The 24,629-nt window shown below is 38.7% G+C and carries 23 protein-coding genes, 1 riboswitch and 1 other annotated feature; of the genes, 2 read left to right on the forward strand and 21 right to left on the reverse strand.

Going from position 1 to position 24,629, the window contains the following annotated elements; genetic code table 11:
- The coding region (locus ACQKMV_RS10765; protein ID WP_427503875.1) for a hypothetical protein at positions 1–269 on the forward strand (269 nt) is incomplete at its 5' end.
- A 213-nt stretch (positions 270–482) separates the two neighbouring features.
- Here the strand turns inward: ACQKMV_RS10765 and ACQKMV_RS10770 are convergent.
- The 11 genes from ACQKMV_RS10770 to ACQKMV_RS10820 all read right to left on the reverse strand — a co-directional run bounded on the left by ACQKMV_RS10770 (position 483) and on the right by ACQKMV_RS10820 (position 9,945).
- The gene (locus ACQKMV_RS10770) at positions 483–1,943 is read right to left on the reverse strand and encodes a protein adenylyltransferase SelO (protein ID WP_427503877.1); all 1,461 of its coding nucleotides are present in this window, start codon (positions 1,941–1,943) and stop codon (positions 483–485) included.
- A gap of 161 nt (positions 1,944–2,104) precedes the next feature.
- Positions 2,105–2,608, reverse strand: a complete 504-nt coding sequence (locus ACQKMV_RS10775) for a metallophosphoesterase (RefSeq protein ID WP_427503878.1) — start codon at positions 2,606–2,608, stop codon at positions 2,105–2,107.
- A gap of 12 nt (positions 2,609–2,620) precedes the next feature.
- Positions 2,621–3,214, reverse strand: coding sequence for an XTP/dITP diphosphatase (locus ACQKMV_RS10780; protein WP_427503879.1), 594 nt, complete (start codon positions 3,212–3,214; stop codon positions 2,621–2,623).
- A 1-nt stretch (position 3,215) separates the two neighbouring features.
- On the reverse strand, positions 3,216–3,965 hold the full coding sequence (rph, locus tag ACQKMV_RS10785; RefSeq protein WP_427503880.1) for a ribonuclease PH: 750 nt from the start codon (positions 3,963–3,965) through the stop codon (positions 3,216–3,218).
- Between the two features lie 132 nt (positions 3,966–4,097).
- Complete coding sequence (gene racE / locus ACQKMV_RS10790) at positions 4,098–4,895, reverse strand: glutamate racemase (protein WP_427503881.1); 798 nt, start codon at positions 4,893–4,895, stop codon at positions 4,098–4,100.
- Positions 4,896–4,905: 10 nt separating this feature from the next.
- The gene (locus tag ACQKMV_RS10795; RefSeq protein WP_053484913.1) at positions 4,906–5,358 is read right to left on the reverse strand and encodes a MarR family winged helix-turn-helix transcriptional regulator; all 453 of its coding nucleotides are present in this window, start codon (positions 5,356–5,358) and stop codon (positions 4,906–4,908) included.
- A 75-nt stretch (positions 5,359–5,433) separates the two neighbouring features.
- Positions 5,434–5,655, reverse strand: a complete 222-nt coding sequence (locus ACQKMV_RS10800) for a helix-turn-helix domain-containing protein (protein WP_004226437.1) — start codon at positions 5,653–5,655, stop codon at positions 5,434–5,436.
- A 215-nt stretch (positions 5,656–5,870) separates the two neighbouring features.
- Positions 5,871–6,329, reverse strand: coding sequence for an acyl-CoA thioesterase (locus tag ACQKMV_RS10805; protein ID WP_427423465.1), 459 nt, complete (start codon positions 6,327–6,329; stop codon positions 5,871–5,873).
- Positions 6,330–6,724: 395 nt separating this feature from the next.
- On the reverse strand, positions 6,725–7,504 hold the full coding sequence (gene sdhB, locus ACQKMV_RS10810) for a succinate dehydrogenase iron-sulfur subunit (RefSeq protein ID WP_427423466.1): 780 nt from the start codon (positions 7,502–7,504) through the stop codon (positions 6,725–6,727).
- Between the two features lie 5 nt (positions 7,505–7,509).
- Positions 7,510–9,264, reverse strand: a complete 1,755-nt coding sequence (gene sdhA, locus ACQKMV_RS10815) for a succinate dehydrogenase flavoprotein subunit (RefSeq protein ID WP_427503882.1) — start codon at positions 9,262–9,264, stop codon at positions 7,510–7,512.
- 66 nt (positions 9,265–9,330) lie between these two features.
- Entirely contained in the window at positions 9,331–9,945 is a 615-nt protein-coding gene (locus tag ACQKMV_RS10820; protein WP_427503883.1) for a succinate dehydrogenase cytochrome b558 subunit, read from the reverse strand.
- 272 nt (positions 9,946–10,217) lie between these two features.
- Here ACQKMV_RS10820 and ACQKMV_RS10825 point away from each other — a divergent pair, with 272 nt between their 5' ends.
- Positions 10,218–10,652, forward strand: coding sequence for a YslB family protein (locus ACQKMV_RS10825; RefSeq protein ID WP_427503884.1), 435 nt, complete (start codon positions 10,218–10,220; stop codon positions 10,650–10,652).
- Positions 10,653–10,912: 260 nt separating this feature from the next.
- Here the strand turns inward: ACQKMV_RS10825 and ACQKMV_RS10830 are convergent, their stop codons facing one another.
- The 10 genes from ACQKMV_RS10830 to ACQKMV_RS10875 form a co-directional block, all read right to left on the reverse strand.
- The gene (locus tag ACQKMV_RS10830; RefSeq protein ID WP_427503885.1) at positions 10,913–12,172 is read right to left on the reverse strand and encodes a methyl-accepting chemotaxis protein; all 1,260 of its coding nucleotides are present in this window, start codon (positions 12,170–12,172) and stop codon (positions 10,913–10,915) included.
- A gap of 124 nt (positions 12,173–12,296) precedes the next feature.
- The gene (locus ACQKMV_RS10835; RefSeq protein ID WP_427503886.1) at positions 12,297–13,523 is read right to left on the reverse strand and encodes an aspartate kinase; all 1,227 of its coding nucleotides are present in this window, start codon (positions 13,521–13,523) and stop codon (positions 12,297–12,299) included.
- Positions 13,524–13,866: 343 nt separating this feature from the next.
- A riboswitch (Lysine riboswitch) is annotated at positions 13,867–14,045 on the reverse strand.
- 137 nt (positions 14,046–14,182) lie between these two features.
- Positions 14,183–15,973 (reverse strand): excinuclease ABC subunit UvrC, encoded by a 1,791-nt coding sequence (gene uvrC, locus ACQKMV_RS10840; RefSeq protein WP_427503887.1) that lies wholly within the window; start codon positions 15,971–15,973, stop codon positions 14,183–14,185.
- 301 nt (positions 15,974–16,274) lie between these two features.
- A complete protein-coding gene (gene trxA, locus ACQKMV_RS10845) occupies positions 16,275–16,586 on the reverse strand; it encodes a thioredoxin (protein WP_004226420.1) in 312 nt (103 codons plus the stop codon).
- A gap of 128 nt (positions 16,587–16,714) precedes the next feature.
- A complete protein-coding gene (locus tag ACQKMV_RS10850) occupies positions 16,715–18,064 on the reverse strand; it encodes an amino acid permease (RefSeq protein WP_427503888.1) in 1,350 nt (449 codons plus the stop codon).
- Between the two features lie 192 nt (positions 18,065–18,256).
- Positions 18,257–18,490: a binding site (T-box leader), on the reverse strand.
- Between the two features lie 148 nt (positions 18,491–18,638).
- On the reverse strand, positions 18,639–19,616 hold the full coding sequence (locus ACQKMV_RS10855) for an electron transfer flavoprotein subunit alpha/FixB family protein (protein ID WP_427503890.1): 978 nt from the start codon (positions 19,614–19,616) through the stop codon (positions 18,639–18,641).
- A gap of 51 nt (positions 19,617–19,667) precedes the next feature.
- Positions 19,668–20,441 (reverse strand): electron transfer flavoprotein subunit beta/FixA family protein, encoded by a 774-nt coding sequence (locus ACQKMV_RS10860; RefSeq protein WP_427423476.1) that lies wholly within the window; start codon positions 20,439–20,441, stop codon positions 19,668–19,670.
- A gap of 117 nt (positions 20,442–20,558) precedes the next feature.
- Positions 20,559–21,332, reverse strand: a complete 774-nt coding sequence (locus tag ACQKMV_RS10865) for an enoyl-CoA hydratase (RefSeq protein ID WP_427423477.1) — start codon at positions 21,330–21,332, stop codon at positions 20,559–20,561.
- 15 nt (positions 21,333–21,347) lie between these two features.
- Positions 21,348–21,929: a TetR/AcrR family transcriptional regulator gene (locus ACQKMV_RS10870; protein WP_427423514.1), complete on the reverse strand. Its 582-nt coding sequence runs from the start codon at positions 21,927–21,929 to the stop codon at positions 21,348–21,350.
- A gap of 216 nt (positions 21,930–22,145) precedes the next feature.
- Positions 22,146–23,837, reverse strand: coding sequence for an AMP-binding protein (locus tag ACQKMV_RS10875; RefSeq protein WP_427503891.1), 1,692 nt, complete (start codon positions 23,835–23,837; stop codon positions 22,146–22,148).
- Positions 23,838–24,629 lie beyond the last annotated feature (792 nt).

The raw sequence follows: 24,629 nt of genomic DNA on the forward strand, positions 1-24,629 counted from the left end.
GCTTTCGCACAGATAAAACATTGTTGCTGACGCTTCGCTTTCGCACAGATAAAACATTGTTGCTGACGCTTCGCTTTCGCACAGATAAAACATTGTTGCTGACGCTTCGCTTTCGCACAGATAAAACATTGTCGCTGACGCTTCGCTTTCGCGCAGAGCAAAGCTTCCTGTGGGCGAGCGTCGAGCCGCTTCCTTCACTACGTTGCTGCCGCTACGCTTTCGTACAAAAAACTCTATTGCTAAAGTTTCGTTTTATAACCATAAATTAAAGTGATATGTCAGAAGATACATACTATGTGAGTTGGTTGATTGGAGTGGAGGCTGGGCGACTCCTTGGGGATCAGCGTCACAGATGAGACCCTGCAGCGAAGCGGCTCATCGGACGCCCCCAGGAAAGCGCTCAGTCGGAACGGAAATCAACCCCTCGTTTTGCCGAAGAGCCATACTTTATTTAATATAGCTTTATTCCCTTGGTTTTCACCTCATGTGCCACAAAACGTTCGATATGGTTGGTTAGATGGTGTTGGTAATGTTGCATATTCCTGCTGCTCCTTACAATGTGCAAAAGGTTGAGCAAGAGCATCCAGTAATCGCTCCATTATGCTATAGTCTCCTTGTTCAACAGCAGCTTCTAATGCTTCTTCTACACGGTGATTTCGTGGAATTACTGCTGGATTATGATCACGCATTAATTGTTGGGACATGTCTTTTGTTTCTTGCTGTCTTTCCAGCCTAGCGAGCCAATTCTTATGCCATTCTTTAAATTCATTTGTACTAAATAACGTTGAGTCAGCAAATTTATCGAAGGTTAATGCGATAAATGTATTCGTATAGTCTGCTTGATGTTGCTGCATTAACTTTAGAAGTTCTTCAATTAGTGCCTCGTCCTGATCTTCTTCGTTAAATATCCCAAGCTTTGCTCGCATACCTGTTAGCCAGTTTGCATAATACAGCTCAGGATATTGCTTTAGAGTCTCTTGAGCTAAGTGTATAGCTTCTTCCTGATCTTCATGGATTAACGGTATTAATGATTCAGCCAGTCGTGTTAAATTCCATCCTCCGATATTAGGCTGGTTACCATATGCATAACGTCCTTGTCGATCAATAGAGCTAAATACTGTCGCTGGATCATACGTATCCATGAAAGCGCAAGGACCATAATCAATCGTCTCACCACTAATAGTCATATTATCCGTGTTCATGACGCCATGAATAAAACCAACTAGCTGCCATTTTGCGATGAGAGATGCTTGTTTCTTTATAACTTCCTGTAGAAGGGTCAGATAACGATTTTGAGCTACATCAGCATTAGGAAAGTGACGTTCCAAAGCATAATCCGCTAAAGCTTTTAGCTCCTCATCCGATCCAAAGTTCGCTGCATATTGGAAAGTTCCAACTCGCAAATGACTGCTTGCAATACGCGTTAAAACTGCACCTGGAAGCTCTGTTTCACGAAGGATCGTTTCGCCTGTAGTCACGACAGCTAGACTTCGAGTAGTTGGAATGCCAAGTGCATACATGGCTTCACTAATAATGTATTCACGTAGCATTGGACCAAGTGTTGCTCTGCCATCTCCGCCACGGGAATAAGGCGTTCTTCCTGAGCCTTTAAGCGCGATATCAAAGCGTTCATGAGTTGGTGTTAGTTGTTCACTTAACAACAGTGCTCTTCCGTCTCCAAGCATATTAAAGTGACCAAATTGATGACCTGCATAAGCTTGGGCAATGGGCATGCCACCAGTCGGGTTGTTGTTACCAGCAAAAATCGCTACCGCTTCCTCGCTTTGTAAAGCATCGACGTTTAAGCCAAGTGCATTGGCAACTGATTCATTTAACATGATTAACTTTGGTGAACGAACTGGATTTAAATTGATTGCTGTATAAAAAATGTTCGGTAGGCGAGTATAGCTATTATCAAAATTCCATCCTATTGTATTGTCCATGTTTTCTCCTTTGTTACGTTTATATTTATTTTTTCTACTTCATCATAAACAATTCATAGCCATTTTTTCCATTTAGGATGCTTTCAGGGCAGCTATGTCTTACAAATCGGGATAAAACAAAAAACGCTTATAGTTTCTAGAACTTAAGCGTTTTTGTTACATCATTTTCGCATAAACTTGTGGGTGGAAATATGGCTATTATCATCCGTAAAGAACTTCACTTCAAAATGTGTGTCTTCGGCCTCTACTAGGGCAAAGCTTTTTTCTTTACGACCACGTGGTTTTAATAAGCTCCCCGGATTTAAAAATAACACATCATCAATCATTTCCGCCCCAAGAATATGGGAGTGACCAAAGCACGCTATTTGTGCGTCTACCTCTTTGGCACGATAGGATAATGACAAGACCGAGGTTTTTACATTGAATAAATGGCCATGTGTGACAAAGACTGTGACGTCCGCTAAATCGTATACCACTTCATCCGGAAAGGCTTTATCGATGTCACAATTTCCTCTTACTTTCTTCATGCCATCCAATGCTTTATGGGAGAAAGGAAGCTCACTATCTCCACAATGAATGAAAGCATCGACATTTGGGTAAAAGCCACGAACTTTTTCAATCACATTACTATCGCCATGTGTATCACTCATGACCAGTATTTGCATGGATATCACCTCTTATTTCACAAGATTAGGTAATTGTTCCTTCAACTTACGAATAGCATTCCCGCGGTGTGAAATTGCTGCTTTTTCATCGGCTGCTAGCTCTGCCATCATACGGTTTAAGCTTGGGACAAAGAAGATTGGATCATAACCAAATCCGTTTGTACCACGTTTTTCGTGTGCAATAGCACCTTCACAAGTACCAAAAACTGTTGTCGTTTCAAAATCAGGCCCTGCAATAGCAATGCAACAGCAGAAGCGAGCTGTACGCTTTTCATCCTCGACATTTTTTAGGTTTTCTAAGAGTTTAACCATGTTTGCTTCATCATCATGATCACCAGCATAACGTGCAGAATATACACCTGGTTCACCATTTAATGCATCAACAGCTAAGCCACTATCATCAGCAATAACAATTGTGTTTAACTCTTTTGCCAACGCTTCTGCCTTTAAGATTGCATTTTCCTCAAAGGTAGTGCCGGTTTCTTCAATCTCCATCTCTGGGGCAACATCAAACATCGTTACTACTTCATAGCCAAGTGGACCAAATAACGCTTCGAAATCTTTTACTTTTCCTTTATTTTTAGTTGCAATGACTACTTGTTTCATGTTATTCATTTCCTCCCACTTTGTTAGCCAATTCACCTAGTGTCTCTTTTTGAAGTGCAATCAATTGTTGAATGCCCTCTTCACCTAACGCCAGCAGTTCATTTAACTCTTCACGAGTAAATGTTGCTTCTTCACCTGTCCCTTGAAGCTCAACAAATTGACCTGCTCCTGTCATGACGATATTCATATCTACTGCAGCAGCGACATCTTCAACGTAGTTTAAGTCTAAAATTGCCCCGTGTTCCTCTACAATACCAACACTTGTTGCAGCTAAATAGTCTGTCACTGGGAATTTTTTAAATGGTTTTTCTTCAGCAAACTTAGCAATTGCCTGTGTCATCGCTACAAATGCTCCTGTTATTGAAGCTGTACGCGTCCCTCCGTCTGCTTGAATCACATCACAATCAATCCACACAGTACGCTCCCCAAGTGCTTCTAAGTCAACGACAGCACGTAATGCACGACCAATTAAACGTTGGATTTCCATTGTCCGGCCATTGACTTTGCCACGAGATGATTCGCGTGCTGTTCTCTGTGCTGTTGCACGAGGTAGCATTGAGTATTCTGCAGTGATCCAACCTTTGCCTTGTCCACGTAAAAAACCAGGAACTTTATCCTCAATCGTTGCCGTACAAATTACTTTTGTATTGCCTACTTGAATTAAAACCGAGCCTTCTGGGTGCAATAGATACTCACTATCTATTTTCACAGGACGTAGTGCATTTACATTTCTTCCATCAAATCTTGTCATCTTTTTTCGTTCCTCCTAAAAACTTTCGCGCCCTCATCTTAACATAATTTTCACCTTCAAAAAAGTGCTCAGTCCCTTATGTACTTGCTAAAAACGTAAAAAATCAGCCTAGCCCATAGCTAAGCTGATTTTTTATTTTAATGTAATACGTTTTATATTAAGAGTACCTTGCTCAAGCCAACTTTCAGCAATCGAACGGAAAATTGGAACAGAGCCAGTGGCATAAAATTTATGAGCAGGCACTGCATCTGAATCAGCCAAAGTGCCATTATACGCAAGCATTTCTTGAACATCCTTTGCTGTTTCTTCTGCGGAAGATAACACAAAAACTTCATCTCCGACAACAGCTTCAATTTGTTTTTGCAATATTGGATAATGCGTGCATCCTAGTATGACCGTATCGAATTGTTCATTTTTCAACGGTTTTAAGCCTTCCGCAATTAATTTATTTGCAAATTCGCCTTTATATTCGCCACTTTCTACAAGTGGTACGAATGTTGGACAGGCCAACGGAATAATATGAGTTGACGTATTCAGTGATAGTAAGGCTTCTTCATATGCCCCACTTTTAATCGTTCCTTCTGTTGCAAGCACAACGACTTCATGTCGCTTCGTTTTCTTTACAGCTGCACGTGCGCCAGCATTAATAACGCCTAGTACCGGAAAAGGCATATTTCTTTGTAAACTTTCGAGTGCTACTGCAGTCGCTGTATTACAAGCAATGACGAGCATTTTGATATTCATTTTCTCTAGTGCTTTTGCCATTTGCCAAGTGAAATTTCGTACTTCTTGACGACTTCTTGGACCATACGGACATCTTGCTGTATCACCAATATAATAAATCGTTTCATTTGGTAATAGCTTCATTATTTCTTTTGCTACGGTTAAACCGCCTACTCCTGAGTCAATAACGCCTATCGGGGCATTCATACTTTCCGCCTCAATCCTGTTTCATGTGTACATGTAGTTTCTCTAAATAGCTTGATAATTGCGCGACTTCTTGTTCGTTAAAACCAACAAGCTTCTCTTGCAAGTATTGCTGTCTTTTTTCAATAACCTCTTGAATAATACGTTCGCCCTTTTCGAGAAGATGAACAACAACGACACGACGATCATTTTCGTCACGCACTCGCTTAACTAATTCATTTTTCTCCATTCGGTCCACTAAATCTGTTGTTGTACTAAAAGCTAAGTATAATCGATTTGACAGGTCGCCAATTGTTATATCTCCAAGCTCTTCTAACCACTGTAATGCAACAAATTGTGGCGGCGTAATCGCATATTGTGAAACAATCTCTCTTCCTTTTTGCTTCACAATCGCCGCTATATAGCGTAATTCCTTTTCAACCGTTGCAACGGTTTCAGGTGAGTGCTTTGTTACTTCATCCGACATATAACTATTTCACTCCTAAAAATACGTTGAATAGTTCTATTTTGTCGTTTTTTTTCTGAAATAGCAAGTGTCCATTTAGTCTAATTTGAATTCTTCTAAGCGTAACAGCTCAATTAACGCCTGAGATCGATTCGTTACACCTAACTTTTGAATTGTATTGGAAATGTGATTTCGCACTGTTTTTTCACTAATACCAAGTTGCTCTGCAATATCCCTCGTTGTTTTTTCAGCTAATAAAAGCGCAAATATTTCACGTTCTCGGTTTGTTAAAAGAGAACGATGATGAGAGCCATTCATTTTCAGTTACACCCTCCTCCCCCGCACGTATTGTAACTTATGTTAAGGAATGAGGAGCGGTGACGGCTATTTTCATGAATATCTCTTGGTTCTTAAAAAAATTCGGAAATTGCTTCCATAAATCAATGGATTTTATGTACAAATGCCATTTCAACTGTCAAAATCAATGTTTTTACTCTGTGAAAGCATTTTACAATAATCATCCGTTTCCAATATTATATGAATGCCAATCTTGCTAACTGAACTTTTTCTTCTTCAGATAAAGGTACACTCTTTCCAGTTCGTGGGTTCATTTGCACGACCGTCCCTCTACCCGTAAAGCAAACCTCATCATGTTGATTTTTCGCTAAGTAATGGATATCCATTGATGAGTTCCCTACTGTCGCTATCTTTGTATAAATTCTTAGCACATCATCAAAGAAAACCTGCTTCACGTAATCACATTGTAAATCGGCTACAATCGGAATCCCCTCTACATTTTCATCAATTGCTGATGGCATTAGAACACCTAAATGGCGGAAATAATCGATTCGTGCCTGTTCAAAATATGTAAAGCTAACTGTATTATTCATATGACCGTACATATCCGTCTCTGAAAAACGTACACGGACCTCAATAAAAAATGCAAAATCCTTTGCCCATTCCTGAAAATCTTCGATATAATTTGCCTTCATCTAAACCATCCCCCTAATTTTCATTCGCTTCTTTCCGAAAATGAATATGTATTCATTATAAAGGAAAATACTATATTATCATAGAAAATTCAAGTTTTCGCTCGATTTATTTAAAAACTCCTTGTCTTTCGTACAACTCGGCATTCACCATTCTATTTTTCTACTGTTTTGAAATCATCATATTTAGTTTATTAATCTTTCCTGAAAATGACCCTATTCAGAACTCCATATAATGCGAAACCTGAATCACTTAGGAGTTTCTTCATCTCCACTGTATTAGTCTTCACCAATCAGGCATTTATGAGTAGTTAATCTCCAAAATTATTTAATATTTTACATAGAAAAAACCCCCTCACACATTGAGTGTAAGGGAGTTGGGAGTAAAGCTTGTACTATTAGTCAACGTAGTGGTCAGAACCGAAGAAGTTACGGAACATTTGCACTGTAGTTGCACGGTTTAATGATGCGATAGATGTTGTTAAAGGAATACCTTTTGGACAAGCAGCTACACAGTTTTGCGAGTTACCGCAGTTTGCAAGGCCACCATCGCCCATGATTGCATTTAAACGTTCGTCTTTAATCATTGCACCAGTTGGGTGAGTATTGAATAGACGTACTTGTGATAATGGTGCTGGTCCGATGAATGAAGCTTTTTCAGACACGTTTGGACATGCTTCCATACATACACCACAAGTCATACATTTAGATAATTCATAAGCCCATTGACGTTTACCTTCTGGCATACGTGGACCTTCACCTAAATCATAAGTACCATCGATTGGAACCCATGCTTTAACTTTTTTAAGTGCATTGAACATACGTTCACGGTCAACTTGTAAGTCACGAATAACTGGGAATGTTTTCATAGGCTCTAGGCGCACTGGTTCAGTCAATTGATCAATCAGTGTTGAACAAGATTGACGTGGACGGCCATTGATAACCATTGAACATGCACCACAAACTTCTTCAAGACAGTTCATGTCCCATGCAACTGGTGTTGTTTTTTCACCATTTGACATAACTGGATTCTTTTGAATTTCCATTAATACAGAAATAACGTTCATACCATGGCGGTAAGGAACTTCGAATTTCTGCCAGTAGCCATTGCCACCTTTTGTATCTTGACGTAAAATTTCAACTTTTACCATTCTTCCAGTATTAGCTGCGATATCCATAATTCTTAGTCTCCTTTCGCAGAGTAATCACGTTTACGTGGTGGAATTAATGAAACGTCGACTTCTTGGTACGTGATAATTGGATTACCAGTAGTTGGATCAAACTTCGCCATTGTTGTTTTTAAGAAGTTCTCATCATCACGGTTCGGGAAATCTGGCTTGTAGTGTGCACCACGAGATTCGTTACGTAATAATGCACCTTTTGTCATTACTTTCGCAAGTAGTAACATATTTTTAAGCTGACGTGTAAAGTGTGCACCTTGGTTGCTCCACTTTTGCGTATCGTTGATGTTGATGTTATCCCAACGTTTTAGAAGATCATCAAGTTTTTTCAATGTATCTTCAAGTTGATCGTTGTAACGTACTACTGTCATAGTAGCTGTCATCATTTCGCCAAGCTCTTTATGAATCAAGTAAGCGTTTTCTGTGCCATCCATTTTCATGACAGCATCCCATTTTGCTTGCTCTTCTTTTACGCGAGCATCATAAATTTCTTGCGGAAGATCTTCAGCATGCTTTTTAAGATGTTTAACGTAATCTACTGCGTTTGGTCCAGCAACCATACCGCCATAGATAGCAGATAATAATGAGTTCGCACCAAGACGGTTTGCACCATGCTGAGAATAATCACATTCACCTGCTGCAAATAGACCAGGAATTTCAGTCATTTGGTTGTAGTCAACCCATAATCCACCCATTGAGTAGTGAACTGCTGGGAAGATTTTCATTGGTAATTTACGTGGGTCATCCCCTACGAATTTTTCGTAGATCTCGATGATACCACCTAGTTTAACGTCTAATTCATGTGGATCTTTATGTGAAAGATCTAGGTATACCATGTTTTCGCCGTTGATACCAAGTTTTTGGTTCACACAAACGTCGAAAATTTCACGTGTTGCAATATCACGTGGTACTAAGTTACCATATGCTGGGTATTTCTCTTCCAAGAAGTACCAAGGTTTACCGTCTTTGTAAGTCCAAATACGGCCACCTTCGCCACGAGCTGATTCTGACATTAGACGGTTTTTGTCATCTCCAGGAATCGCTGTTGGGTGGATTTGGATGAACTCACCATTCGCGTATGAGGCACCTTGTTGGTAAACGATAGAAGCAGCAGAACCTGTATTAATAACAGAGTTTGTTGTTTTACCGTAGATAATACCAGGGCCACCAGTCGCCATAATAACAGCGTCTGCACGGAATGATTTGATTTCTTCTGTACGCATATCTTGCGCTACGATACCACGACAAACGCCGTCAGGATCGACTACTGCACCAAGGAATTCCCAGTGCTCATATTTGTTCACTAAACCAGCTACTTCGTGAGAGCGAACTTGCTCGTCTAGTGCGTATAGTAATTGCTGACCAGTTGTTGCACCAGAGAAGGCTGTACGGTGCATTAAAGTACCACCGAAACGACGGAAGTCAAGAAGACCTTCTGGTGTACGGTTGAACATTACACCCATACGGTCCATTAAGTGAATAATACCAGGGGCTGCATCACACATACCCTTAACTGGTGGTTGGTTTGCTAAGAAGTCCCCACCGTATACTGTATCATCAAAGTGGATCCAAGGAGAATCCCCTTCACCTTTTGTATTTACCGCACCATTAATTCCGCCTTGCGCACATACAGAGTGTGAGCGTTTTACAGGAACTAATGAGAATAAATCAACTTCAGTACCAACTTCAGCTGCTTTAATCGTTGCCATCAGACCAGCCAGACCGCCGCCGACAACAATTATTTTGCTTTTCGCCATGATTATTTCTCACTCCTCTTAAAAAATTGCAATGATTGCATGTCCTCTATAGTAGCTTCTATTAAATTAAACGAAAGATAAAATAGCAGCCACACCAACTACACTTAGAATTACGAAAATAATGTTTGTTACATAAGTAGCAATCTTTTGAGACTGAGGAGATTGTGTAATACCCCAGCTTACTAGGAATGCCCATAAGCCGTTAGATAAGTGGAAAGTTGCTGATAAAATACCAACAATATAGAATCCAAGCATAAATGGATTCGATACGATATCTGCGATCATATTGAATTCAACATCTGCACCTAACGCTTTTTGGATACGCGTTTCGAAAATATGCCATGCAATGAAAATCACTAAGAATACACCAGTGAAACGTTGTAATGAGAACATCCAGTTACGGTATGTACTGAAACGCCCTGTGTTTGGTGAAGCAGTGAATGCAATGAAGACACCATAGAATGCGTGGAACAGTAATGGGATATAAATAACTACCCATTCAATTACTAACAGAAGATTGTGTGGAATTAAATCCATCTTACCTACTGCATTATTGTAAGCTTGTTCACCACCAACAGCAGTGAAGTTCATTGACAAGTGGAACATCAGAAACAGACCTACTGGAATCACACCAAGTAGAGAATGTAAACGACGCCATAAAAACTCTCGATCTTTCGACAAGACTGTTACCCCCCTTAGTACTTAAAATAGCACAACAAAAGAAGTCATCATTTTGTAACTGATACTTCATTGACTGTGTATTTCATCATGGTACAATATTATGACATGTTTATTGTACTCTCAAGAGCTACGAGCGTCAAGGCAACTAGCAGTTTTTCGCAATCCTTATTAAAGAAACAATCTAGTACATGATGCGTCGTTTTTTCTCGAAAATTCTATCTTTACTTTATCAGTGTCAAATTATAAGAAAATTCTAAGAAAGAAGGCTTTCAATGTTAAACACTTCATCTCCTACAATCTCAGCATTTGGCTATGAGATAATTCGCGATTATATTTTATCTTCTATTCTTGGTAAACATGAAGGAGATGTCCTTTACTGGGCAGGAAAAGATCTAGCTCGGAAGTTCCCATGTAAAAGTCAAGAAGAACTTATCGCATTTTTCGCAGATGCCTGTTGGGGTAATTTAGAGCTTGTCAAAGAATCAAAGGATGGGCGCATATTCCAGTTGACAAATGATCCAGAACTGTTACAAATCGGTCTTCGTAGCTTTAGACTTGAAGCAGGATTTATAGCTGAACAAATCCAGCAAGCAAAAGGTTATTTAACAGAATGCTATGATGAAAAAAGTGAAAAGCATCAGAACGTTATGTTTACAGTAAAATGGGACGTCAAAGAACGAATCATGAACACCGTTCCTACAGACTAAAACGAAAAGGATTGTCATTCCGGATTTATGGATGATAATCCTTTTTATGTATACTTTATATATAAGTTGATTGTAGTGGTGACTGGGCGACTCCTTTGGGATTAGCGTCACAGATGAGACCATGGAGCGAGCCAGTAGGGGAACGAAGGCTAAGAGCATCACACCCTGTGATAACGCCTTCGTGACCAACATCGTGTTGGCCCAAGCGTCCAGTCGGAACGGAAATCACCCCACGTTATGGTCACGGATCTCTTTTATATTTATAGTTGTGCATGTCTTTCTTTTAAAAGCACATCTATTAATGAAATAAACGCTTCTAAAATATTAAGCGAGTGTTGAATCATTTCCTCTAGGTTAATAATTGACAGTTCATTAACTAATTTTTGTGCAGCCATATGTACCAATTCATGAGGTTGTTCTATTTGACGATATTCTGGTAAATTCTGATATTGCTCAAAATGTCCATAATACCATTTTCCAAACGTACATTGATGATGCGTTTTTATTGTCTCTTTATGGCCCGCCTTTTGGATAGCAGCTCGTAAAAAGTTAGCATGATCCATTAATCTTGCTGCCAATTGGCTAACTACCGTTTGCTCTGAAGGCTTTCGAATTGTCGGTGCAATAGCTTTTAACATTTCAGAAACTTGATTTTGTATTATATCCGAGAAGTTACTAGTATGTGATAATTCCGTCGTTGTTTCCGCTAAACGACCTACAGCTATTACATTTTCTTCTGATGCGGCTGTTATTTGATGAATTCCAAGTGCTGCTTCTTCAATATTTTTACTTGTTACAGTCAGATTAGCAATATTGTCTTTCATGATACTTAAAAAATCAGTTAAATAATGTTCGACTTGTTTGATATTTGTTATTGTGTTATGTAATTTCTTATCAATTACTGATCGAATTTTCGTCATTTCTTGCAATGAACCTTTCGAGCTATTGGCTAGCTTCCCTACCTCCATCGCGACAACATTAAAGCCCTTCCCATGCTCACCAGCACGTGCGGCTTCAATGGAGGCATTTAAGGCTAGTAGTTGTGTTTGATCGGCAAGCCCGGTTACACTTTTACTAATATCATCCATTTTAATTACTTCATCATTCAACTGCTCTGTTGATCGAGCTCCTTTGATCAACAACTCCTGAACTATCTCCCCTTTTGTAATGGATGATTCCATTTCCTCTACAAGTAGTAATGAATGCTGTTTTATTTCTTGAATGTTTGCATTTACATTTTGCTCAACCGCAAGCATCTCTTCTGTATTTGACGACATTTCTTCACTCATCGAAGAAATATCCCCTACACTCGTTGAGACATTTTTAACCTTTAAAGCCGTTTGAAAATTAATTAACTCCATGTGCGCTAGTACAAAGTCTAAAATCGCATTTTTCACATCAATGCTTTCCTGCTCTAGTTCCAATTCCAGAATTCGCTTTTTTAAAATTTGTATTTCTAAATCGTTGTGTTTCTCAACGGTTTCATCCATTGGCTTTTGAAATAAACCGAATAAGACCATACAAACCCACCTTTCCCTTGGTAAAACATGTCACATTTTATTATATAATAATAAAATTGGATAAAGTATTAAATTGTTGTAAACAAAAAAAGATGTGCCAATTACTGACACATCTTATTCAATTTTATATGTAAAGTGTTTGTTCTAAATTAAACTCATCATGTAATGCATTTGCTGCACGAATCATTTCGTTTTGAGGAACAACGACAGACACTTTTATTTCAGAAGTACTTACCATTTTCACAGGGATACCTTCACGACGTAGACGATCAAACATACGAGCAGCCACCCCTGGATTAGATGCCATACCTGAGCCAATTATAGAGACTTTTGCTAAGCCGATTTCAAAATCAGCAAAACTAAACCCTAGTGATAATTTGCTATCTTCTAGAACACGTAATGCTTCGGCGAACTCCTCTTTCAAAATGGTAAATGATACAGTTGGCTTTAAACCATCAATTATTGCTTGTACGATTATATCGACGTTTATGCGATTCTCTGCAAGTATTGTGAACATATCTGCTAACGAAGCATTAGAATAAGCATCATAGCCAACCGTTAAACGAATAACGTCTGACTCATAGGCAACACCACGTACAATTAAATTTTTCTCCATTTCAACTTCCTCCTTCAATAAAGTACCTACTGTATCTATTTCGCTCGACCGAATTATAACCGGGATTTGAAACTTCTTTGCTAACTCAACAGCTCTCGGGTGTAAAATTTGTGATCCTAAGTTTGATAACTCTAGCATCTCATCATAGGAAATTTCTTTTAGTTTTTGTGCCCCAGCAACGTAACTTGGATCAGCTGTATAGACTCCATCCACATTCGTGTAAATATCTACGCGCTCCGCCTTCAATGCTGCAGCAATAGCTATAGTCGCCGTTTCCGCCCCACCTTTACCAAGCGTCGTAATATTCCGTAAATTATCGATACCCTGTTCCCCAGCAACGATTACAATTTTCCCCTGAGTAAAATGCTCGTCAATTCGACTTACATCAATCTCATCAATACGTGCATTGCCATGTATAGCATCAGTCTGAATACCTGCCTGCCAGCCTGTTAATGACACTGCATCATATCCTTCTTCCTGCAAAGCAATTGCCACTAACGCACTTGATAGTTGTGAGCTTGTTGAAAATAGTGCGTCTAGTTCACGCTTAGATGCATTGTCTGATAGATCACGAGCCATTTTTGCTAATTCTTTTGCCATATCCCTCATAGCTGTAGTGACAACGACAACATCAAAACCTCTTTGCTTTTCTGCAATCGCCTTTTTAGCAACATTTTGAATGTGCTCTGTTGATACTAATGTGGCACCACCAAATTTCATCACAATTCTCGCCATCTTCATCATTCTCCTTCGTACTTTTCGTTGATTATAAAGTAGCTATACTTTTGCGGTTCTTCACCAAAATAACAATTTTCAGGGACATGCATGAGACAAAAGCAAAGCGGCGTGAGCACTTACCGTTCTCCGCTCTAAATTTTTTAATCAAGAACAGATTTTAATATGGATCCACTTTTGCATTAATAGCTTTTACTCTCGGGGGTTATACGGAAAATCTTTTGGCATCATTCCATAATAGTAAGAATTGCTTTGAGAAAATGTTGTCTCTAGAGAACTAAAAAAGCAACTCTCACATAACGTGAAAGCTGCTTATAACATGTACAATAAAAGTAACTTGTGCATGTGTGATAGCTCTCCGAAACGTTTAGAATCGACAGTCCTACATCTCTTAAATGTAAAACCAGCTAAGCATCGGAAACAACGATGCTCTACTTCGGCAAGCTCCCCTTTCATACATTTTCACTGGACTTGTCCGTCCTCTAATGCACTACTCTTGAATCTTGCACCTCTATCATCACTAAATAGTGAATGTATTTAATTGAACCTTAGCGAAAAAATTTCTAGTTTATGTATAAATAGAAACTACTAAAAACTAAGGCATCGTATATAACATTGCTATATTGTAGATCAATGTTATATACAACCTTAGCATATGTCTAATCCTTTGACAATGTCTCCTGTTGAAAATAGGCGTGAATATTACTAGCTAGATTAGCAGGCATTCCTGCTTCCTGTAATGCCTGCTCACTAGCCTCACGAATTTTTTTGACTGAGCCAAAATGCTTAAGTAATTGCTGTTTTCGCTTTGGACCAACACCCTCTATATTATCGAGGACAGATTGGATAGCATGCTTTTCGTGTTGCTGTCGTAAGAAGGTAATAGCAAAGCGGTGTACTTCGTCCTGAATTCGTTGCAGTAAATAGAAGCCATCGCTTGTGCGCTTCAATGTAATTACTTCAGGCGGATCACCAAATAGAAGCTGTGACGTATTGTGCTTGTCATCTTTTGCTAATCCAGCTATTGGAATGACAAGGCCTAGCTCATCCTCTAATACTTCTCGCGCTACTTCCATTTGCCCCTTCCCACCATCAATTAGTACTAAATCTGGCAAAGGCAGACCTTCCTTTAAAACTCGCGTATATCGACGACGGATTACTTCCTGCATTGCACCGTAATCATCGTGCTTGGCAGCAGTGCGTGTTTTGTACTTTCGATACTCCTTCTTTGCAGGTTTTCCATCGATAAATACTACCATTGCAGATACAGCATCTGTCCCATGCATATGACTATTATCGAAGGCTTCAATCCGTAACGGCGTAGAAATACCCATAGCTTCACCAAGAGCCTCACATGCTCCTATTGTTCGTTCTTCCTGACGTTCAATAAGCTGGAATTTCGCTGCTACAGCAATTTCAGCATTTTTCGTCGCTAATTCAACTAGCTCCTTTTTTTGCCCACGTTTTGGTGTCAGTACCTTAACTTCTAATAACTCCGTTAAAATATCTGCATCAATAGATTGTGGGATAAAAATCTCCTTAGGCTTAATGTGCTCTAACTTTTCGTAAAATCGTCCAACAAACGTTAAAAATTCCTCTTCTGCCTCTTGGTAAATTGGGAAAATCGACACATCTCGCTCAATGAGCTTTCCTTGACGAACAAAGAAAACTTGAACACACATCCAGCCTTTTTCGACTGCATAGCCAAATACATCGCGGTTCGTTGTATCACTTGATACGATTTTTTGCTTTTGCATAACTGTATCAATATGTGCAATTTGATCGCGAAATTCCTTTGCACGCTCAAACTCCAAATTTTCTGCAGCCGCTAGCATTTTTACCTCTAGCTCCTTTTTGACTTCCTCAACCCCACCATTTAAAAATTTTGTCATATCCTCAATCATATCGTGGTAAATTTCAGCATCAATTTCTTTCACACAAGGAGCTAGACATTGTCCCATGTGATAATACAAACAAACCTTGGAAGGGAGTTGTACACATTTGCGAAGAGGATATAAACGATCTAACAGCTTTTTCGTCTCACTTGCTGCATATGCATTTGGATATGGACCGAAATACTTCGCCTTATCCTTTTTCACTTTTCGCGTTGTAATAAGACGTGGATGTTTTTCATTCGTAATTTTTAAATACGGATACGTTTTATCATCCGTCAGCATAATATTGTACTTCGGATCATGTAGTTTTATAAGATTAAGCTCTAAAATTAAAGCTTCAATATTGGAAGATGTCACAATGTACTCAAAATCTTCTATTTCACTTACAAGCCTCTGTGTTTTCCCTTCATGCGAACCAGTAAAATACGAGCGTACTCGATTTTTCAGCACTTTTGCTTTCCCGACATAAATAATTGTTCCTTGTCGATCTTTCATCAAATAGCAGCCAGGCTGATCTGGTAAAATTTCAAGCTTTCGTTTAATTAAATCATTCATCGCCTACCTGCCCCCCTTTTTGTTAAAACTAGCGTTCGCTTTTTCTCTTTATTATATAACGAAAAAAAGCCGAGCACATCTATAGATGGCTCGACTCTTTTTTTCTTACAGGATCAATTATGCCTCGGCATAATTGCGTCCGGAATCGGCTTTGTGCTTGCACAAAGAACTCCTTTCCGATTCCGTGACATCCGCCGGAGGCTTTAACTTCTTTCAGCGGGTGTTTGGACACCCCTGAAAAGTAGCTTAAATTCGCATTCATCTCCCATTTGTAGAGGTGGGAGACTTGTGCTGAAAGAAGTTAAGCATGTTTTGCGATAAATGCTTCTAACGCTTCTTTTGGTTGGAAGCCAACAGTTTTGTCTACTAATTCACCATCTTTGAATAATAGTAAAGATGGAATAGACATAATTTGGTATTGAGCTGCAGTACCTTGGTTGTTATCTACATCTACTTTTACAATTTTAGCCGCACTACCTGCAGCATCCATTTCTTCAAGAACTGGTCCAATCATTTTACAAGGTCCGCACCAAGCAGCCCAAAAGTCTACTAGCACTAATCCTTCTTTAATATCGTCTTGGAAAGTTGCATCTGTTGCATGTACAATTGCCATTTGAAATCCTCCTTAAACTTACTATGTTTGTAGTATAGCATGGATAAATTCTCTTGAGCGAACAATCTGCCTAGTATGCAATATTTATGAAAAATATGGTCGAAAAAGGCATTAATCTGCTATTTAGCTTAATCTTCTTTTAAACGACCATTATAGAAATAAGTTAATGTAATAAAGAGATAAATAGCTAATGTAATACCTGTTACGATAATAGATGTTGTAAAAATAATACCGATCAGGATTGCACTTAACGCAATAATTGCTATCCAAGTTGTATAAGGGAACCATTTTACTGAATATGCACTTGTTTTTTCAGGCTGGTTTTTACGCGATTTCAAATGCGCAATCGCAATAATTAGCCAAATAAATAACACGGTATATCCAAGTGAACCCATTAAGAAATCAAAGGTTTTACTTCCAGCAAATAAAGAAAATATTACGGCTAAATATAAAGCTAGAGTACACATTAATATGGCATATACCGGAACTTTTCCTTTTGATAAATGTGCAAAGATTTTAGGAACACGCCCGTCCACAGCTTGTGTATACAGAACGCGTGATGAACCATAAAGTCCCGAGTTCATTGATGAAATAATGGCTAGTAAAACGACAGCATTCATAATATGGTCAGCACCTGGAATCCCAATCATTTTAAAAACCATCACAAACGGACTTTCTGGCACCCCGTTTACTTCATTCCAAGGAATCAAGCTTACGATAATAAAGAAAGGAATTAAATAAAAAGTTACAATACGTACTAATGTACTGCGAACAGCTTTTGGCACTACTTTCTCAGGATTTTTCGTTTCAGCTAATGTAATACCAATAATTTCAGTGCCACCATAAGAATAAATAACTACAAGCATTGCAGCAACTAACCCCATTGGTCCGTTCGGTAAGAAACCACCATGCTCCGTTAAATTAGAAAAGCCAACAGCTGTATGATTACCAAAAGTAACAAGCAATAAAATTAATCCCGCTATGATGAACACCACAATAACGGTAATTTTAATTAACGCCAGCCAATATTCAGTTTCAGCAAAAACTTTCACTGATAACAAGTTAATGGCTGTAACTAACACCGAAACAGATAATGCAAGTATCCAAATTGGATAATCTGGTAACCAATATTGAATAAAAATTGCCGCAACTATGGATTCTGCAGCAATATTTAAAACCCACATTTTCCAATAGATCCAATCTAGGAAATACGCTGGATACTTTCCTAAAATAGCTTGCACTAAATCTCTAAATGTTCTTGCTTCGCTATTACGGACTGCCATTTCAGCTAAACCTTGCATAACAAATAACAGAATAATCCCACCAATTAAGTACGCTAAAAGTACTGATGGTCCTGCCATATCAATGGCTGTACTACTTCCTTTAAATAACCCTGCACCAATGGCACCTCCTAAAGCCATCATCGTAATATGACGTGAGGTCATCGTTCTCTTTAATTTCTGATTGTCGTTTTCCATTTCCTTACCTCCTAAAATGAACAAATGCGCTAAAGTGCTCGTTTACATCCGACAAGCGCTGGAGAGCCCGAAGAAAAAAGTAAGCGCTCCTCCACTTTTGCCCGAGGGATTGAAGCGACCTCGAGGATGTAGCTCTTTAGCCTAGATGAAAACAAAAAAGGCATATCGTCTCTTCCTTCATTATCAAATGAAAGAAGAGACGATATGCCTTAAGCAAACCGCGGTACCACTCTAATTGGTTCTTTAAGAACCCTACTTAAAAACCTAGTAACGAAGGTTAACCGTCCAACAAATAGAATATTCTGCAAATTCTATTTATCTTACCGCTCCTAGGCAAGTTCAAAGTCTTATTGGACTGCGTTGCACCAACCCGCAGCTCTCTTCACCAAATAATGAGCTTTTACTACTCCTAATCTTTGCGTTTTTTAAAGATTTAAGTTTTTTAAAGATTTAAATTAATATTCATCACTATACGTTCTAAAATTAACTATGTCAACATTTTATTTTGCAATAACTTTTAAAAGTCAAAAAATTCAACAAAAAAGCAGGGAAGATATAACTCCCCTGCTACAAATTATGCATTCACTTTTAATGCTTTAAATTCTTCAATTAGAAGAGGCACTACCTCAAATAAATCACCTACGATACCGTAGTCAGCAACTTTGAAAATATTTGCCTCCGGATCTTTATTAATCGCAACGATTACTTTTGAGTTAGACATACCTGCTAAGTGCTGAATAGCTCCAGAAATACCCGCCGCGATGTAAAGGTCTGGTGTTACTACCTTACCTGTTTGACCAATTTGAAGTGAGTAATCACAATATTCAGCATCACATGCACCACGTGAAGCACCAACTGCACCACCAAGTAAATCCGCTAGCTCTTTTAATGGTTCGAAGCCTTCTTCCGATTTTACGCCACGACCACCTGCTACAACTACTTTTGCCTCTGAAAGATCGACACCCTCTGAAGATTTACGTACAACCTCTTTAATGATTGTACGAAGGTTTGTAATATCTACAGTAATAGAAGTTACGTCACCTGATTTACCGGCTACTTTTTCTAATGGTGCAATATTATTTGGACGAACTGAAGCTAAAACCAAGCCGTCTTTTACTTTTACTTTTTCAAAAGCTTTACCAGAGTAAATTGGACGGATGAATATAACATCATCGCCAGCACCTTCAATAGACGTTACATCAGATACAAGACCTGCTTGTAATTTACTTGCAATTTTTGGTGATAAATCTTTACCGTTTGCAGTATGTCCAAATACGATACCAGTTGGGTTTTCTTGCTCAATAACTGCTAATAAAGCTTGACCATAGCCATCAGATGTATATTGTTTTAAATGTGGATGCTCCACCGTTACAACACGGTCAGCACCATATTCAAATAATGGACCTGTTAAGTTTTCCACGGCATCTCCTAAAAGAACACCAACAACCTCACCACCATCTGCGATTTGCTTTGCAGCTGCAATTGCTTCGAAAGAAACATTACGTAAGCTTCCTTCACGAACTTCACCTAACACTAATACTTTTTTTGACATAGTATATTCCCTCCGTTACCCTTTAAGATTCGATTTTCGTCATCAGATGACTTAAACTACTTTCGCTTCTGTATGAAGTAGGTTTACTAGCTCTTTTACTTGAGCAGAAAGTTCGCCCTCAAGAATACGACCTGCTGACTTTTGAGCTGGTAAGAAAATATCAATTGTTTCTACCTTAACTTCTACATCATCTTCATCGATATCTAAATCATCTAACTCAAGTTCTGCAAGCGGTTTCTTCTTCGCTTTCATGATACCTGGTAAAGAAGGGTAACGCGGCTCGTTTAAACCTTGCTGAGCTGTTACTAAAAGTGGTAAAGATGTCTCGATAACTTCTGAATCACCTTCGATATCGCGCACAATTTTCGCAGATGTTCCATCGATTTCAAGATTTGTAATTGTTGTTACATAATTAATGCCTAGTAAATCTGCAACACGAGGTCCTACTTGACCAGAGCCTCCGTCAATTGCAACATTTCCTGTTAAAATTAAATCTGGGTCTTTATCTTTTAAATATTCAGCTAAAATATACGCTGCTGCATTTTGATCCAGTTCATCTAGATCGTCTTCTGTATTAATAAGAACCGCTTCATCTGCTCCCATTGCAAGAGCTGTACGTAATTGCTTCTCTGCATCTTCGCCACCAATCGAAACTACTGTTACTTTACCGCCAGCAGCGTCGCGTACTTGGATTGCCTCTTCAATTGCATATTCATCGTAAGGATTGATGATGAATTCTGCGCCATCCTCTTGGATTTTACCACCCGACACAACGATTTTTTCTTCTGTATCAAACGTACGTTTAATTAATGCAAAAATATTCATATATCCATACCTCCTGAAACGTTTTTTATTTCTAAGTAAACTTATAAATATTATATATTTTCAATGTCGATAACGTCGATAACACTTTTTCAAGTCGCTATCGACACTGATGGAATATTATTTACCAGTAAACACAGGCTCGCGTTTTTCAATAAATGCTTGAATTCCCTCTTTTGCATCTTCCGAAACGAAAACTGTGCCAAAGGATTTTGCTTCTGCCTGAATACCTTCATAGAATGAAGCATGCTTAGCATATTGCAATGTTTGAATAGCTGCTTTTAAAGCAACCGGGCTCTTCTTCGCAATTTTCTTCGCGACCTTTAGCGTTTCTTCCAGTAATGCTTCATCTGTAAATGCACGATTTGCTAACCCCCATTGTACAGCTTCTGTACCAGAAATCGGCTCACTTGTAAACATCATTTCTGCAGCTTTCGCTACTCCTACATATCGTGGTAGGCGTTGTGTACCCCCGAAACCTGGAATTAGACCTAATTGTAATTCAGGTAGCCCTAATTTCGCAGATTCTGTCACAAAGCGCAGATGACAGCTCATCGCTAGTTCAAGGCCTCCGCCTAGTGCCGCACCATGAATTGCAGCAATAATAGGTTTAGAGAAAGATTCAACTCGCTCAAAAACTTGCTGACCATTGTTCGCTAGCTTTGAAAATTCATCACCAGATTCAACCTCGGTAAATTCTTTAATGTCTGCACCTGCTGAGAAGAAACGACCTTCGCCATGAAGTACAAGGACACGTACAGTGTCATCATTTTCCACAGCATCTAGCACAGAATTTACTTCAGCAATGATTCCGCGAGATAATGCGTTTGCTGGCGGGCGTGCAATCGTAATAATCGCTACTCCATCTTCTACTTTCCAACTTAGAAATTCCATTTCTCCACATCCTTTTTAAGCTTTAATGCCGTTCAGGATTAATGCCTGAACTTTCGGAACCTGTTCTATCAAATCATATCGATATTCATTCATAACCCACGATGTAATGGTTTCATCAATTGTTCCAAATACCATTTGACGTGCCAAGCGTACATCCATCGTTTGATTGAACTCACCTGATAGCATACCTTCGATCAAAATTTGATCAAGTAATTGTAAATACTCTCTTAACACCGAATTGATCTTTAAACGTAAATCTTTGTTCGATTGTCGTAGTTCCAATTGTGTAACGGTTGCTAGGTATCGATCTGTCGCTAGAACATTAAAATGATTTTCTATCATTCGTGAAAGTTTGTCTTTAGACGTACTTCCATTTTCTATTATATCTTGTAATGACTCTACAAAAACAGCCATTTTTTCATTAAAGACAGAAATTAATATATCTTCTTTATTTTTAAAATATAAATAGATTGTTCCATCAGCCACCCCTGCCTGTTTTGCAATCTTCGATACTTGTGCTTGGTGATACCCATTTTCTGCAATAACGATGACAGCTGCATCAACAATTTGCTTATATTTTGGCTTATCACGTTTCACTTTTATATCACCACCTAAAAAAACTTGCACACGTCTACATTCATGCTCGATTAAAGTTTCTATGTTTTTCCACATGATGTCATCCTTCAATAACCAGCAAATCTCTTATAAGGATGTGACATGATAACTAAAAAAAATATGAAAATATGAATGGTCATTCATTCATATTTTCATATTATATTTTACATCTTTGCTTGTCAATACTTTATCACGTATTTATTTTGCTTCTTTATTCGCCAATTTTGTTTTTTCTTCATCCACTAACGCACGACGCAAAATTTTTCCAACTGCTGTTTTCGGTAGTTCTTCTCTAAACTCATAATAGCGAGGAACTTTGAAAGCAGCCAAGTGTTGACGGCAATATTTATTTAATTCGTCTTCTGTAATCGAATATCCTTCTTTTAAAACAATATAAGCTTTTACTGTTTCTCCTCGATACGGATCCGGTATACCCGCAACTATACATTCCTGGATTTCCTCTCGTTCATATAGTACTTCCTCTACCTCACGAGGGTAAATATTAAAACCACCTGCGATAATCAAATCTTTTTTACGATCAACTACATAGAAAAATCCTTCTTCATCCATATAGCCCAGATCTCCAGTTAAAAACCATCCATCTACGAACGCTGCTGCCGTATCTTCTGGTCGATTCCAATAGCCTTTCATAACCTGTGGCCCTTTAACAGCTATTTCCCCAACCTCACCGACCGGAAGCACCTCTACATCCCCGGTACGTAAAATTACTGACTCTGTATTTGGCCATGGTAAACCAATTGAACCGATAACACGCTTATCCCAAATAGGCGTAGCATGCGTAACAGGAGAAGTTTCTGTTAATCCATATCCTTCTACAAGTTTCCCCCCTGTTACCGCTTCAAATTTCTCCTGCACCTCTACTGGAAGTGAAGCGGAGCCACTTAAGCATGCTTTAATGGACGATAAGTCGTACTTTGTAATATCCGGGTGATTTAATAAACCAATATATAAGGTCGGTGCACCTGGAAAAAGTGTTGGTTTTTGCTTTTCAATCGTTTTCAACGCTGTTTCTACATCAAACTTTGGTAATAGCACCATTTTATTTTGCGTGGAAACTGATAATAACATAACGGTAGTCATACCATAAACATGGAAGAATGGAAGTACGCCCATAATGGTTTCCTCACCATGTACACATTTATACATCCATGCATCACACATTGTTGTATTGGCAATTAAGTTTTTATGGGTCAGCATCACACCCTTAGGGAAGCCAGTAGTTCCCCCTGTATATTGCAGCAACGCAATATCCTCTTCAAAATCAAATGGGGTATCAATCATTTTAATTGGCGACGAGCGCATAATTTCTGTAAATAGATGATTTTGACCACTATGTTCAACCTTTACACTAAAACCGTACTGCTTTTTTTGAATATATGGGTAAACTAAATTTTTTGGAAATGGTAAATAATCTTTAATAGCTGTGACAATGACATTTTCAAGTGCAGTTTCTTTTATAATTTTCATAACACGTGGATACAAAATATCCATCAGTAAAATAACTTTCGCACCCGAATCAGCCATTTGATATTGAAGTTCACGCTCAGTATAAAGTGGATTTGTTTGTACGACAATTGCTCCAGCATACATTGCCCCGTAGTAAGCGATTACACTTTGTGGTGAGTTTGGCAGCATAATAGCTACTCGATCTCCCTTTTCCACCCCAAGGGCTTGTAAATAGTTTGCAAACCTTAGCGCCGACTCATATAGCTCGGTGTACGTCAAATCCTTTCCCATAAAATGAATCGCAACTTTGGATGGATTCTTTTTATAGGCACGTGTCAAAAACTCTTGCACAGGAATTTCTTCAAACGTTAAAGACGATGGTACTTCTTCAGGATAATTTTTTAGCCATGGTTTTATTGTCATACGTCCTCTCCCCTTTGTCCCATACTTTGTAAATTCTTATTTTAATTATAATGAAAAAGAAATATACTTTCAAACTCAAAAATAGAAAAAAAATGCATTTTCGATTAATTATTATGCATTTAACAACATTTATATAACTGTATTTCTCAGGATTTTAGATCAATGCGCCTTATGAATACTCATTCATTCTTTCTTTTTTTATGCACAGGGTTGAGTTTATATTTCTATATTCCAAAAATAATTTTTTAATGATAACTTTTTAGAAGCTGGGGGAATATTAATAGATTTTAGTAGTATTTTGTGATGGTTTGGTGTGAGGCTGATGTAACTTATGATTTTTTCGAAGGTATTGAAGTTTTTTATTATTTAATTGGAGCGATCATACATTCAGCCTGAGTAGTATCTCCCCGGGCTAGAGCAGTTCTTCACTTTTTTGCGTCGATATGGCTCTTCTATCCGTCGCTTTGATACTTCTTACCGTCGCTTCGGCTCTTCCTTCCGTCGCCCTGACTCTTCTTTCCGTCGCTTTTGCTTTCCTATCCGTCGCTCTGGCTTCTTTCCGTCACTTCGGCTCTTCCTTCCGTCGCTCTGATACTTCTTACCGTCGCTTTAGCTTTCCTATCCGTCGCTCTGGCTTCTTTCCGTCACTTCGGCTCTTCCTTCCGTCGCTCTGATACTTCTTACCGTCGCTTTAGCTCTTCTTTCCGTCGCTCTGGCTTCTTTCCGTCGCTTCGGCTCTTCTTTCCGTCGCTCTGATACTTCTTACCGTCGCTTCGGCTCTTCCTTCCGTCG

This window comes from Lysinibacillus sp. NPDC094403 (genome assembly GCF_050278745.1).
Lineage (GTDB): Bacteria > Bacillota > Bacilli > Bacillales_A > Planococcaceae > Lysinibacillus.